This window comes from Celeribacter arenosi, from assembly GCF_039539485.1.
Taxonomy (GTDB): Bacteria; Pseudomonadota; Alphaproteobacteria; order Rhodobacterales; family Rhodobacteraceae; genus Celeribacter; species Celeribacter arenosi.
Genome location: NZ_BAABDF010000007.1, coordinates 1,246,129 through 1,260,047 on the forward strand (window position 1 = coordinate 1,246,129; position 13,919 = coordinate 1,260,047).

The following is a 13,919-nucleotide window of genomic DNA, read 5'->3' on the forward strand; positions in this document are numbered from 1 at the left end:
GGGTACTCGGACATCGCGCCCTCCTATCAGGCGCATACTGCTGCTGACAAGCGCGTGCCTACTTTTGCTCCGGCTCTGGCGGGGCCTCAGTGGGGCTGTCCTCTTCGCCCTCTACGATGTCTCCATCGCTCTCGATCATCGCGTCGAGCCGCGAGATTGCCACCTGCGTGATGTCGACGCCACCGGAAACGAGATAGACCTGCTGACGCTCGAAAACCGCGATGGCACCAATCTCGTTGGCAATATCGGCCAGCACCGTGTTCATACGCGCCTCCAAGGCCTGCAGCCCAGTGTCATAGAGGTCCTGCACCGCTTCGGCTTTTTGAGCCTGTTGGGCCCGCGATTCCGTCACCTTTTCATCAAAGGCATCGGCGCGGGCGCGAAACGCCTCATCCGTCATCTGGCTACGTGCTTGCGATATCGCCCGCTCTTCGGTTTCCAACTCGTTATAGAGGGCCTCGTTTTCGGCGAGCACGCGATCGCGCGCCTCCTGAACACGCGCCTCGAGACGGCGACCGGTCTCGCTTTCACCGATCACGCGGCTTCGGTCAAAAACGACAATAGGTGTCGGTAATGCCTGACGCACAGCCTGCTCTGCGGGCGTGCCCGACGCGCTCTCTTGGGCGATAACCGGCAGGCCGGTGAACACCATGAGAGGGAGCGCCAGAAGAAACCGCCAAAGGCGAGCCGACCCTGGATGCATTAGAAGCTCGTCGAAATAGTCAGATCGAATGTCTGTTCGAGATCGTAGGTTTCTTTGTCCAAGGCGCGGCTAAAGTTGAAACGCAACGGGCCGATCGGAGTGGTCCAGAAAATGGACGCCCCGACGACCGAACGCCATTCACGCTCGGCACTGCCATCGGTTCCGGTGTCATCATCCAGCCCCCAAAGAGAGCCATAGTCAAAGAACAGCCCCCCACGTACGCCGTATTCTTCGGGCAGACCGAGCGGGAACACCGCCTCGAGCCGCGCAACCGCATAGTAGTTGCCGCCGAGAGCGAGACCCGTCGCCGTGTCGCGCGGACCGATTCCACCGGGTTCAAAACCACGAATGATCGACGGGCCGGTAAAGAACCGGTCGTTTACGCGCGTGCCCTGATCAGACTGGATCACACCACCTTCGATGGTCGCACGAAGGTCCACGTCTCCGTTCATGATAGTTGTAAGTGCGGAAACTTCCGCAGAGGAGCGAACGTAATCCACGTCCCCGCCCACCGCGTAATCCTGACCGAAGGCCACACGAATGCCGGTGTCCGGATTGATCCCGTCGCGGCGCGAATCCCAATCATACCGATAGCCCAGCGAATGGGTCGTCACCCGACCTGCGTCCAGATCGGCCTGAATGATCGCCGGCAATACATTCCCGTCGGGATTGCGGATTTCACTCAGCGCGCCACGGTAGTTCACCGTAAGGCGACCACGCTCGGACACAGGGAACGTCAGGCGGGGCGAAACGCTCGCCTGGCGTTGTTCGTGATCGGCGTAGATCGGCGCAGAGGTCCCGATACCGGCGGACAGGCCAAAGGCCACATCACGACCCAAAAACGCCGGTTCGACGAAATTGAAGGACAGAGACCCATCTTCAAGCCGTGTGGTCAGGTTGAACGACAGACTCTGCCCGCGACCGAGGAAGTTGCTTTCCGAAAAACTCGCCACAAGGCTCGCGCCTTCCGCGACCGAGTAGTTGGCCCCGAAAGTGAACGATCCGGTTGGCTGTTCGTCAACATCGACGTCCACGACAACACGGTCCTGTGCGCTGCCTTCGCGGGCATTCACGCTGGCATCCGAGAAGAACCCGAGCGCACGGATGCGGCTCGCGGCTTCACGGATTTCACGGGGGTTAAAGGGATCACCCTCAACGGTGTTGAATTGGCGGCGCACGACACGATCAAGCGTCGTCGCATTACCTTCGATATCGATGCGCTCAACAAAAACACGCGGACCGCGCACAAGGTTGAACTCGATATCGAGCGTTAGATCGCGATCATTGCGTGTCACACGCGGCTCAACCCGCAGGAAATCGATCCCGTCACGCGTCGCCAGTTGCTCCATGCGCGCGATGGCGTTTTCAACAGCGACCGGTGAATAGGTCTGACCTTTGCGAATACGGATCAGTTTTTCAAAATCGGCAGGATCGGCCTGCGCAATCTCGGAGCTAACCGTGAGCGTTCCGAAATCATAGGGATTGCCTTCCCGCACCGTGAAGGTGAGGAAATAGGCACCACGGTCGCGCGAAAACTCCGCCGCGGCATTGAGCACTTCAAAATCGACATAGCCGCGCGAGGTGTAGAAATCTGTCAGAACGCGTTTGTCGAATTCGACCCGGTCGGCGGCAAAAGTGTCGCGACCCACGATAAAGCGGAACAATCCGGCCTGTTTGGTTTCCAGAACACGGCGCAAACGCCCGTCAGAAAATGCGCGGTTCCCAACGAAAGAGAGCCGTTCAATTTCCACGCCGCGCGATTCCCGAATTTCAAAAACCACATCGACGCGGTTTTCAGGGCGACGGATGATCTGTGGCGTGACGGTCGCCGCGAGCTGACCACGGGCCTCATAGGCTTCTGTGATCGCTTTTGCATCGGCCTCTACGGTTGCGGGCGAATAGACACGGCGCACGCGAGTCTGGATGAGATTGCCGATCGCGTTGTCGTCGATCACCCGATTGCCTTCAATCGCAATGCGCGACACCACCGGAAACTCGGTGACGCGGATCACCAGTCGGCTGCCTTGCGGCACAAACTCGACAGTCTCAAAAAGTCCGGAGGCAATTACCGCCTGATAGGCATCGTTCAACTCGGCCGCCGAGACCGTTTCACCCTGTGCAATCCCTGCATAGGAAAGGATCGTATCCGCGGAGACGCGTTGCGAGCCCTCGATCGATACAGAGGTAAAGCGGAAATCCTGTGCTTCCACCGGCCTGACAGTGCCCAACGTAAGGACGAGCGCAATGGCCGCGAAAAGCGTGAAGAGGAAGGAAAAACGCGGACGATCCGCGTGACGCGGGCCCATCGACCCAATGTTTGTAAAGGACATGGCAGCCGTCTCGATAACCCCGGTTGATATCGGAGTAACGGCAATGTTGAGGCTTGTCAAAGCCATGGGTGCCCCCCTGACCGCCGCCGCCCTGAACCGGCAGGATTATGCGCGCCCAAAAGGTCGCCCGATCAAAGACACTTAGCCAAAAAAAGACGCCCGAAGGCGTCTGTTCATCACCCGCACATCACGCAGGTTATCGGTTGTGATTTCCGCTCAGAGTAAACTCTTCAGAGGAAATATTGGCCAAAGAACGACCCTGCCACGAGTGCCAGAGCAATTGTGCCACCATAGAGCAACCGGTCCCAATTGAGTTCAGCCAGCTGGCTCAGGCTTTGATAGCTGTCACGGATTACAATCATGATTTTTCCTCTCCCACCAGAAACGTCCCGCCTGATAAGTGCGAAACCACCCGACATTCGCCGGATGTAGTCACTTTTTAGGCGGCAAATGTGGCCAGATTTGGGCTGAACTTGGCAGGAATTTGGTCATATGCAGAAGAAATCGGCACCCAAACCGAGGAACATCAAGGTCACGATCACCACGAGGCCAATGGTCATCATGATCCCGACGGCCCGCTCCGGCAGAGGTTTGCCGCGCACCGCTTCATAGGCGTAAAACACCAGATGCCCCCCATCGAGAACGGGGATCGGGAACAGGTTGATCAGACCGATCGCCGTCGAAATCAGGGCGACCGTCGAAATGAAACTCGCCGTTCCCTGAGAGGCCATGGTCGATACCGTGTTCGCAATGCCAACCGGACCGGTGAGGTTACAGGTCGAAATCGACCCCGTGATCATGTGGTAAAGGCCAGACAGGTTGAGTTTGATGAGTTCCCAAACGTTCGTCGTGCCGATTTTCAGGGCTTCGAAAACGCCGACCGGCTCTGTTCCCACGGTAAACAGGTTGGATCCGGTGATCCCGATGAGCCAACGGGTCTCAAAACCGCCATCAGCCACGGGTAGATCCCGCGATCGCGCCTTCAATGTGGTGTCGAAACTTTCCCCGTCCCGCCAGATTGTCAGCGTAACGGGCTGACCGGCAGCGGCCGCGACGATGTCCTGAAGTTGATAAAAGCTGTTGAGTTTGAGCGTGTCCGCGTGGGTGACAACATCCCCGACCTTCAACCCCGCGTCACCGGCGGCGGATTTGGGCGAGATGCCTCCGACAATCACCGGCAGCGGATGCGGCGCCTCTACCTCAATTTCCGCGCCCTCGCGCAAAACCGAATAGGTCATAGAGGCCACTGGAGGTAAATCCTGCAGGAAAGGTCCAAATTCATCGAGGTCAGGCACTGGGGTGCCATCAATGGCCAGGATGACATCGCCTGTCTGCAGCGCGACTTCTGTCGGCATGGCATGGACTTCATCTACGATCAGACGATCGCCCATTTGCCCGTTAAGCAGGACAAAACCGGCAAAAACGAGTGCGGAGAAGATGAAATTGAACATCGGGCCTGCCGCGACCGTGACCGTGCGCGCCCATAGCGGTGCACCGGGCATGGTGTGGCGACGTTGTTCTTCGGGCAAGGCATCAACCGCATGGGCATTGGGCGCAGAGGCCGCATTGGCGTCACCGGCAAATTTCACATAGCCACCCAATGGGATCGCCGCGATTTGCCAGACCGTGCCGCGTTTGTCCGTCCGCTGCACCAAAGGTTTGCCGAACCCGAGCGAGAAGACATCCGCATGAATTCCCGACCAGCGTCCGACAATGTAATGCCCGTATTCGTGCACGGCCACGATGATCGACAACGCGAGGACGAAAAAGACCACGGTAAAAGCGGTGCCGCCTAGTGAAGAAAAGATGCTCGCAAAATCCATAACGTCCCGTTCAGATTATTCAGTTTGTGCCTGATGCCTCAAAAACCCGCGCGCGCGCCTCTGAATCAGATTCTCTTACGGTATCCAGTGTTATTGAGCCTTTTCCAAGGCCAACACCCGATGACATTTCGGCGAGGACCCGTTCGACAAGGATCGCCATATCGGTGAATGCAATTTTTTCGGCGATGAACAGGTCGAGCGCCGCCTCTTTTGCTGCGTTGAATACTGCGCCAGCCAACCCGCCCGTCTCCATGACTTCGCGCGCCAGTCGCAGTGCCGGAAAACGGCGCTCATCGGGGGCCTCGAAATGAAGCGTCCCGAGGGCTGCCAGATCGAGCCGCGCGACTGGCAACATGCGCCGGTCCGGATGGTGCAATGCATATCCGATCGCGTGGCGCATGTCGGGAACACCGAGATGGGCCATGAGCGCGCCGTCGCAAAACCCGACCAGCGCATGCACTGTCGATCCGGGATGGACCAGAACTTCGATCTGCGCTGGGACAACCCCAAAGAACTCTTTTGTTTCAATAATTTCCAGCGCCTTGTTAAACATGGATGCGCTATCGATCGTGATCCGCTGCCCCATATCCCATGATGGATGCTTGAGAGCCTGCGACAGTGTCGCCTGTTCGAGCTGGGCGTGGCTCCAGTCGCGAAATGGCCCGCCGGACGCGGTTATGATGATCCGCTCAACCGATTGGATGTCTTCCCCGACCAGCGCCTGAAAAACTGCCGAATGCTCGCTATCAACGGGCAAGACCTTCGTGCCATGCGCCTTTGCGGTTTCCATCAAAAGCGGTCCGGCGGTGACAAGGCTCTCCTTGTTGGCCAGCGCCAGTGTCGTGCCCTGCGCCAGAGCGGTCATCCCCGGTGCGAGACCCGCCGCGCCGACAATGGCCGACATGATCCAATCCGCAGGGCGTGCCGCCGCTTCAACCAATGCGGCCTCACCTGCTGCAGCTTCAATCCCCGTTCCGGCCAAGGCATCGCGCAGCGCGGGCAGACGATCTTCATAGCAGGTGACAGCGACCTCAGCACAGAGTGCGCGCGCATCATGGGCCAAAAGGTCCACGTTGGCCCCACCCGTCAGCGCCACCACATCATAGGACTGTGCATCGCGGCGGATCAGATCGATGGTCGATTGACCGATCGATCCCGTAGACCCGAAAATGGACACCCGCCGCATGGTCACATCAACCCCATCAGGAACACCAGGGCGCCAACGGCAATCAACGCATCAAACCGGTCAAGGACGCCACCATGACCCGGGATCAGGTTCGAGCTGTCTTTGACACCCATGCGCCGCTTTAACGCGCTCTCGAAGATATCGCCCATCTGGCTCGCGAAAGAGAGCGCCATCGCACCGATCACCGCGACCCAAAGCGCGATCTTAAGATCCATGAGAGGTGCAACAATCAGGGCGAGGATCGCAGCCCCGGCCCATCCACCCAGAATACCCGCCCAAGTTTTCTTCGGGCTGATCCGCGGCCAGAATTTGGCCCCGCCAAGCGCGCGCCCAACGAAATACCCCAAGGTGTCTGTGACCACGACAAGCGCAATGATCATAGCCACACCACTGATTCCAAAGGCAAACCGCAAACCGATCAGGCCCAATGCACCCACACAGAGCAAAATCCCGTAGGCCACCAACCACAGCACATCCGACTGACCAATTCCGCCCACGGCCGACGTCGCGCGCGCCATGCAAACCAGTTCCCAGACACCCACAACCACGATGAGGCAGGCGAGCGCAAAAAAGGTCCATTTGCTGATGAGTAGCGCGGCGAGCCCGATCAAAAACATCACGAACGCAGACGTCACCCGCACACCAAGATCGCCCCAGCGATCACGAATACGACTCATGCCTTGACCCCACCAAACCGGCGGTCACGATCCGCGTATCGGGAGATACATTCGGTGAACACATCGACCGAGAAATCCGGCCACAGGGTATCGATGAATTCGTATTCGGAATAGGCCGACTGCCAGAGCAGGAAGTTGGAAATTCTGGCTTCACCCGAGGTGCGGATCACCAAATCGGGATCGGGCAGAACGCGGGTATCAAGGTATGAGGTCAGCGTAACCTCGTTCACGGTCTCCGGATCGAGCGTCCCTGCCCCCACATCCCGCGCCATCTCGCGCACTGCACGGGCCACCTCGTCGCGGCCGCCGTAGTTGATGGCGATGGTCAGGTGAACTTTGGTGTTCCCGGATGTGACCGTTTCGAGTTCATCCATCAACGCGACCAGTTTTTTGTCGAGCCGGAGCCGATCCCCGATGAAGCGGACGCGCACGCCTTCCGCGATCAGATCCTTCATCTCACCTGTAATGTACCGGCGAAAGAGGGACATAAGGCCCGACACCTCGGTCTGGGTCCGTTTCCAGTTCTCGGTCGAAAAGGCAAAAATGGTGAGATATTCGACGCCCAGTTCAGGGCAGGCACGCACGATGTCTTTCACGCGCTTGGCGCCGGCATGGTGACCGAAGAGACGCGGTTTGCCGCGGGCCTGCGCCCATCGGCCATTGCCGTCCATAATCACGGCGACATGTTTAGGGCCAACGCCAGCTTCCGCCAATTCAGCCTCCCCTTCCTGTCACCTTACCGGACCAACGCCCCAAAAGGCATCGCCTTCGGGTCGTGGCGCAAACATTAAAACGATCACACCGGTCCTCCCGACCGACGCAACCCGCACTTATACCTGCATGATCTCTTCTTGCTTGTGCTCAAGCATGTCGTCGACCTTTTTGATGTAGGTATCGGTGAGTTCCTGCACCTCGGATTCCCAGATTTTCTGGTCGTCCTCGGACATCCCGTCGCCTTTGGCCTTTTTGATCTGCTCCATCCCGTCACGACGCACATTGCGCACAGCCACGCGGGCGTGTTCTGCATAGTGACCGGCCACTTTGGTGAGTTCACGGCGGCGTTCTTCGTTCAACTCGGGAATCGGCAACATGATGATGGTGCCGTTGAGCTGTGGGTTGATGCCCAAACCGCTTTCGCGGATGGCTTTTTCAACCTTCCCGACGAGCGCCTTGTCCCAAACGTTGATCGTCACCATCCGGGGTTCGGGCACGTTGACGGTGCCAACCTGATTAATGGGGGTCATCTGGCCATAGGCGTCGACCTGAACAGGCTCCAACATTGCAGACGATGCACGGCCGGTGCGCAGGGACGCGAATTCGGTGCGCAAATTTGCCAATGTCCCATCCATCCGGCGCATAAGATCGTCGGTATCAAGTTCAAATTCCTCAGACATCGGGCTCCCCTTCGTAACGTTCTTGTCGCGCTCAGCGCGCGGTCGCGCCGCTTATAGCCCTAGCCATGCACGATTGTATAGGTGCCTTCTCCCGCGAGAATCCCGCGGAAACCACCCGGCTCGTCGAGCGAAAAAACAATCAACGGCAAATTATTGTCACGCGCCAGCGCAATCGCGGAGGCATCCATGACCTTGAGGTGCTTGGACAGCACTTCGTCATAGGTGACATCATCGTAACGCTTCGCATCCGCATGGGTTTTCGGGTCCTTGTCGTAAACACCATCAACACCGTTTTTGCCCATGAAGATCGCCTCACAGCTCATTTCACTGGCCCGCAGCGTCGCCGCCGTATCGGTCGTAAAATAGGGGTTGCCCGTGCCTGCCGCAAAAATACAAATCCGCCCTTTTTCAAGGTGTCGCACAGCGCGACGGCGAATGTAGGGTTCGGCCACTTCGTTCATGGTGATCGCTGAAATCACGCGCGTGTGGATTTTCAGCGCCTCAAGCGCCGCCTGCATCCCAAGCGCGTTCATGACCGTGGCCAGCATGCCCATATAGTCGGCCGTGGTGCGTTCCATCCCCTGTGCAGAGCCCTGAAGCCCGCGGAAAATATTCCCGCCACCAATGACCATGCAGATTTCGACGCCCATGTCGTGGACGGTTTTGACCTCGCGCGCGATGCGTTCGACTGTGGGTGGATGCAGGCCAAATGCCTGGTCGCCCATCAGCGCCTCACCCGAGATTTTCAACAAAACACGTTTGTAGGTCGTGGAAGGTTGATCCTGTTCCGCGTTGCTCATGGGGGGTCCCGCCTTGTATGTCCGTGATTGCGCGTCAAAATGATCCAAAACCGGCAGAGTATCAATGCACCTTGCGACAAAATTCACGCCACGGCATCCGACATGATCCCTAAAGGCCTTTCATCAGAGCAGCCAGTCCTGATCGCGGGACCGACCGCATCGGGAAAATCCGCGCTGGCGCTTGAAATCGCCACCACCCAAGGTGGCGTGATCGTCAATGCCGACGCCTTGCAGGTTTACGCGAATTGGCGGGTTCTTTCCGCGCGCCCGTCCGCAGCCGAAGAAGCCATTTGCGCCCATGCTCTCTACGGCCATGTGCCCTATGATGCGCCCTACTCCGCTGGGCACTGGCTACGCGATGTCGCGCCCTGGATCGAAGGCCGCGAGCGCGCGATAATTGTTGGCGGCACCGGATTGAACTTTGCCGCCTTGACCGAAGGACTGGCTGAAATCCCGCCGACCCCCGATGACATTCGCCAAAGTGCGGACCGGATTCGCGCACATTCCGGTAGTCATGCCGACCTTCTCGACGACCTTGACCGCGAAGATCCCAAAACGGCGGGCCGGATTGACCGATTGAATCCGATGCGCGTTCAACGGGCGTGGGAAGTCCTGCGCGCCACCGGAAAAGGCCTCGCGGACTGGCAGGACGATACGCCGCCGCCTCTTTTGCCGGTGGAGACATGCTATCCGATCGTAATGGATGCGGATCGCGACTGGCTCGCCGCGCGCATCGAACGCCGCTTTGACACGATGCTCGCGGCGGGCGCATTGGACGAAGTTCGCGCGAATCTCGCCGATTGGGACCCCTCACGGCCCTCCTCAAAAGCGATTGGTGCGCCTGAACTCGTCGCCTATCTGCGCAACGAAATGACTCTGGATGAGGCGCGGGAGGCCGCGATTATCGCCACACGCCAATATGCAAAGCGTCAGCGCACGTGGTTTAGAGCCCGCATGGGCGGCTACCACAAGATATCGCTCCCCGCGGCATAAATTGCGGCAGGCACCACAGCACACCATATCTCATTGATTTCCCACATTTTCTTTGACTCACCACAACCCCAATCCCTAGTTTTGCACGAAACGAACAATTCGCAGTTCTGAGGGTGGAATGAACCGCAAAATTTTTCACACGCCGCCGCTCGGTGATCTGACGGCGCCGCTCAATGACTTTTCGGTGAGCAAACCGTCGCAGCCGCTGGCCGCGACCGGTGACACGAAACCCCAACGTCGCCGCCGCGCGCCCTCGATCACAGAGATACCTGAAGCGCCCGCCTACCGCGTGCAACCGCTCAACCACCTTACATCCAAAGGCGGCAAGTGGCGCAACGAAGCCATGCGGTCACATCGCACACCCACAATCTTGTGGTTCACCCGCGGTCAGGGTCGGGTCACGGTCGCCGGTGTCACGCGCGGCTTTGGACCTCATAACTTCGTCTTTCTGCCACCGCGAACCATGTACGGCTTTGAGGCCGTCGGGCAGGTTTACGGACATATTGTCCATATTCCTGATGACCCCGCGTTTGATTTGCCCGCAACGCCGCTCCACATGCGGTTTCGCGAAGTCACCCAGCAAAACGAGATTTCAAACCTGATCGAGTCGCTCAATCGCGAGATTGAAGGCGACTTTGCAGGTCGCGAAAAAGCGATGGCTCTTCAGGCCGGATTGATCGCCGTCTGGCTAAACCGCCAAACTCAGGTAATGCCGGACTATGACCTGACGCCGGATGCCGCCCGCCGCCTCGCCGCCGCCTTTACCGCGCAGGTTGAAACCGAGTTTCGCACCCATCACGCGGTGTCGCATTACGCCGCCCGACTTGGTGTGACGCCGACACATTTGTCGCGCGCATGTAATATTGCCTGTGGCCGGCCGGCCTCTGCAGTTCTGTCAGATCGCGTCCACTTTGAAGCGCGGCGCATGTTGCGCGAAACCGATTTGCCCATTCAAACCGTCGCCGAAAAGCTCGGATTTCATTCCGCAGCCTATTTTTCCCGCGCGTTTCGTCGCGAAACCGGCGTGTCCCCGCGGGCCTTTCGCAGCACAAAATAGCCCCCGCGCATCTCTGCGCGAGGGCCATCTAGCGTTTCTGCGAGGTAGCGTTAGCTCTCCTCTTCGAGCCACTCTTCCTGCAAACCGGAGATATCAGTGATGACTTTTGCCGCGAAGGCAGTCGTCAGAGCATCGTAGTAGTCACCGCGACTTGGCGGGACCACGATGACATCTGTGGGCACGACATCCGGGCCATCTGCCGTCGCTGTATAGTCGACTTTGTACTTCTTGATCGGCAAGACATCATCATCGGGGCCGTAGAGGTAAATCCACCCACGAATGGTATTGAATTCGCCATCCTCGTCGAGGATCGGGTTGCCTTCGAGAGAGAGCTCGAACAATTCAACCTCGACGGAGTAGTCAGACCCCTCGTCAAACTGTGGTGACAATCCTTCGGCCACCATGCGTGTCAGATCGCCCGCAATTTCCGGCCAGAAAGCCAGCGCATTCGCATCCACAGCGGTCAGATCCGCCTCAACCATCACACTCGAAACTTCGAGTTGTTTGGCGCTGATCGGAGTGGCAAAAATCGCAGCGGCAAGGGCCGCACCATAAAGGCTTTTCATGTCGTATCCTTTCGTCTCATTCGGGCGCGACGATCCGCGCCTCCTTGACAAAAGAACCCCCGACAGCGGGCTTTAGTTCCCCGCGCTACGACCCCAAAATGATCCGGACGTAGTTGCGGGTTTCACGATATGGCGGAACCCCACCGTATTTATCCACCGCTCCGGGACCTGCGTTATAGGCGGCGAGCGCCAAACGCCATGAGCCGAATTTGTCATACATCATCCGTAGATAGCGCGCGCCGCCGTCCAGGTTCTGGCGTGGATCGGCGATATTGACCCGCAACAGGCGCGCAGTTTGCGGCATCAATTGCGCAAGGCCGAAGGCGCCTGCGTGACTGCGCGCCTTCGGGTTCCACCCGCTTTCCTGCTGCACGAGACGCAAAAAGAGATCGGTAGGCACACCATGGCGCGTCGCGACAGAGCGCGCCACAGGCAACCATTCACCTTTGTAACTGCCCTGATATGGCAGGATAGTATTTGTGGATGTGACAAACCGCTCGGGCTGCAAATCGACAGAGGCGCGGTATTGATCGCTCGCGCGCCCGTCCAGAACCGATGTTTGAGAGGCATAAATGGATTTGCGATTTTTGGTCGCAAAGAGTTCATCGGCCTGCGCCGCGCCCCCGAGAATTGCGAGCACCACCCCTGTGGCGGCAAACCTATGCCTCACACGCATCATTGAAGGCCCCCATATCCGTCACACAAACCAACGTTTCCGGCGCAATATAGTCAGACCGCGCCCGTGTTCCAAGCTTTGCGTCCATGACCTTCGGTGAAGGACGCGGTTTTCCGCTTCACTTGGACCACCAAGGGTGATGTAAAGGGGCCATCAAACTCGAGGAGACGATCGTATGGCCGGTTCGGTGAACAAAGTCATTTTGGTAGGCAATCTGGGCCGCGACCCAGAGGTGCGCAGCTTTCAAAACGGCGGCAAGGTGTGCAATCTGCGCATCGCCACGTCCGAGAACTGGAAAGACCGCAACACCGGCGAGCGCAAAGAGCGCACCGAGTGGCATTCGGTCGCGATTTTTTCCGAACCTCTCGCCCGCATCGCAGAACAATACCTGCGCAAAGGCTCAAAGGTATACATTGAAGGCCAACTCGAAACCCGCAAATGGCAGGACCAGTCCGGCGCGGACCGGTACTCCACCGAGGTCGTGTTGCGCCCCTATCGCGGCGAGTTGACACTGCTCGACGGTCGCAGCGATGGCGGCAGCGGTGGTCAGGGCGGCGGCGGCGGCTACGACAGCGGTCCTTCCGGCGGATACGATGATGGCGGCTACTCATCAGGTGGCGGCGGCTCACAGGGTGGCGGCTCACAGGGCGGCGGCGCCCCGCGCCCATCTATGGATGACGATGAAATCCCGTTCTAAGACATGCAAAACCCCGCTCCGGCGGGGTTTTTCTTTTCCCAAACCAACGCTGCGAGGAACCCGATGAAAAAAGTACCCAAGCCGAATACAGACGACGCGCTCATTCAGGCGTTTCTCGAAAAAGGAGGACAAGTCAAAGTCGGCCAGACAAAACCCATGCCCCACGATATGGGCATTTCCAAAAACCAATGGGGTAACAAGCTGACGAAGGACGAAAAGGCCGCGCTGAAAGCCGATCTTGATTCCAAAGACTAACGCCGCGCGTCCTCGATTACGCGAACCACGGCGTCACGGGGTACTTGTGGGGTGACAAATGCCTCGCCGATGCGGCGCGCAAGAATGAAGCGCAGTTGACCGTCGATCACCTTTTTGTCCTGCGCCATCATATCGACCAAATCTTCCGACGTGGGCAATGAACCCTCGATGTCGGAAATGTCCGTTTTCATCCCCATTTCTTTCAGATGCGCGCGCACCCGTGAGGGTTCTTCCTGCGGGCAAAGTCCCAGCCGCGACGAAAGTTCAAACGCCAGCGCGCAACCGATGGCCACGCCTTCACCATGCAGCAAACGGTCGCTATAGCCCGTCGCCGCCTCAAGCACGTGACAGAATGTGTGCCCGAGATTCAGGAGCGCTCGGTCGCCCTGTTCGGTTTCATCGCGCACGACAATTTCTGCCTTCATTTCGACAGAGCGTTTGACCGCATAGAGCCGTTTTTCCATATCACCCGCCGCCATGGCAGGTGCATGGCGTTCCAGCCAGTAAAAGAATTCCGCATCCCCGAGCAGGCCGTATTTCACGACCTCACCATATCCGGCCAGAAAATCGCGCGAAGCCAGCGTGCCCAGAACGGCTACATCCGCCAGAACCAATGAGGGCTGATGAAAGGCGCCGATCAGGTTTTTCCCCTGAGGCGCATTGATTCCCGTTTTGCCTCCCACGGAGCTATCGACCTGCGCCAGCAGGGTTGTGGGGATTTGGACAAAACGAACACCACGGCGCAACACCGCGGCGGCAAAT

At 58.4% G+C, this 13,919-nt stretch carries 16 protein-coding genes; 4 read left to right on the forward strand and 12 right to left on the reverse strand.

Features of this window, described 5'->3' with window-relative positions; genetic code table 11:
* Positions 1-58 precede the first annotated feature (58 nt).
* From ABD815_RS13730 to pyrH, 9 genes are all read right to left on the reverse strand, one after another.
* Entirely contained in the window at positions 59-703 is a 645-nt protein-coding gene (locus ABD815_RS13730) for an OmpH/Skp family outer membrane protein (protein ID WP_344847939.1), read from the reverse strand.
* A complete protein-coding gene (gene bamA, locus ABD815_RS13735) occupies positions 703-3,099 on the reverse strand; it encodes an outer membrane protein assembly factor BamA (protein ID WP_344847940.1) in 2,397 nt (798 codons plus the stop codon). The genes ABD815_RS13730 and bamA overlap by 1 nt, the downstream gene beginning before the upstream one ends.
* Positions 3,100-3,263: 164 nt before the next feature.
* A complete protein-coding gene (locus ABD815_RS13740) occupies positions 3,264-3,395 on the reverse strand; it encodes a hypothetical protein (RefSeq protein WP_344847941.1) in 132 nt (43 codons plus the stop codon).
* Positions 3,396-3,521: 126 nt separating this feature from the next.
* Entirely contained in the window at positions 3,522-4,856 is a 1,335-nt protein-coding gene (gene rseP / locus ABD815_RS13745) for an RIP metalloprotease RseP (RefSeq protein WP_344847943.1), read from the reverse strand.
* Positions 4,857-4,875: 19 nt separating this feature from the next.
* Positions 4,876-6,042, reverse strand: coding sequence for a 1-deoxy-D-xylulose-5-phosphate reductoisomerase (gene dxr / locus ABD815_RS13750; protein ID WP_344847944.1), 1,167 nt, complete (start codon positions 6,040-6,042; stop codon positions 4,876-4,878).
* A gap of 2 nt (positions 6,043-6,044) precedes the next feature.
* Complete coding sequence (locus tag ABD815_RS13755) at positions 6,045-6,719, reverse strand: phosphatidate cytidylyltransferase (RefSeq protein ID WP_344847946.1); 675 nt, start codon at positions 6,717-6,719, stop codon at positions 6,045-6,047.
* Positions 6,716-7,432, reverse strand: a complete 717-nt coding sequence (uppS, locus tag ABD815_RS13760) for an undecaprenyl pyrophosphate synthase (protein ID WP_344847948.1) — start codon at positions 7,430-7,432, stop codon at positions 6,716-6,718. The genes ABD815_RS13755 and uppS overlap by 4 nt, the downstream gene beginning before the upstream one ends.
* A 117-nt stretch (positions 7,433-7,549) precedes the next feature.
* The gene (frr, locus tag ABD815_RS13765; protein WP_344847950.1) at positions 7,550-8,113 is read right to left on the reverse strand and encodes a ribosome recycling factor; all 564 of its coding nucleotides are present in this window, start codon (positions 8,111-8,113) and stop codon (positions 7,550-7,552) included.
* Positions 8,114-8,172: 59 nt separating this feature from the next.
* Positions 8,173-8,913, reverse strand: a complete 741-nt coding sequence (gene pyrH / locus ABD815_RS13770; protein WP_344847952.1) for a UMP kinase — start codon at positions 8,911-8,913, stop codon at positions 8,173-8,175.
* Between the two features lie 102 nt (positions 8,914-9,015).
* Between pyrH and miaA the strand changes: the two genes are divergently transcribed.
* Entirely contained in the window at positions 9,016-9,906 is an 891-nt protein-coding gene (gene miaA, locus ABD815_RS13775; protein ID WP_344847954.1) for a tRNA (adenosine(37)-N6)-dimethylallyltransferase MiaA, read from the forward strand.
* Positions 9,907-10,024: 118 nt separating this feature from the next.
* Positions 10,025-10,963, forward strand: coding sequence for a helix-turn-helix domain-containing protein (locus tag ABD815_RS13780; protein ID WP_344847956.1), 939 nt, complete (start codon positions 10,025-10,027; stop codon positions 10,961-10,963).
* A 50-nt stretch (positions 10,964-11,013) separates the two neighbouring features.
* Here the strand turns inward: ABD815_RS13780 and ABD815_RS13785 are convergent, their stop codons facing one another.
* Together ABD815_RS13785 and ABD815_RS13790 are read right to left on the reverse strand one after the other, a co-directional pair.
* Complete coding sequence (locus tag ABD815_RS13785) at positions 11,014-11,529, reverse strand: hypothetical protein (RefSeq protein ID WP_344847960.1); 516 nt, start codon at positions 11,527-11,529, stop codon at positions 11,014-11,016.
* A gap of 85 nt (positions 11,530-11,614) precedes the next feature.
* Positions 11,615-12,208 (reverse strand): lytic transglycosylase domain-containing protein, encoded by a 594-nt coding sequence (locus tag ABD815_RS13790; RefSeq protein ID WP_344847961.1) that lies wholly within the window; start codon positions 12,206-12,208, stop codon positions 11,615-11,617.
* Between the two features lie 172 nt (positions 12,209-12,380).
* Between ABD815_RS13790 and ssb the strand changes: the two genes are divergently transcribed.
* Positions 12,381-12,902, forward strand: coding sequence for a single-stranded DNA-binding protein (gene ssb, locus ABD815_RS13795; RefSeq protein ID WP_344847963.1), 522 nt, complete (start codon positions 12,381-12,383; stop codon positions 12,900-12,902).
* 63 nt (positions 12,903-12,965) lie between these two features.
* Complete coding sequence (locus ABD815_RS13800; RefSeq protein WP_344847965.1) at positions 12,966-13,157, forward strand: hypothetical protein; 192 nt, start codon at positions 12,966-12,968, stop codon at positions 13,155-13,157.
* Here the strand turns inward: ABD815_RS13800 and ABD815_RS13805 are convergent.
* Positions 13,154-13,919: 3-dehydroquinate synthase family protein (locus tag ABD815_RS13805; RefSeq protein WP_344847967.1), on the reverse strand; the 766-nt coding region annotated here is incomplete at its 5' end. The two genes, ABD815_RS13800 and ABD815_RS13805, sit on opposite strands and share 4 nt — an antisense overlap.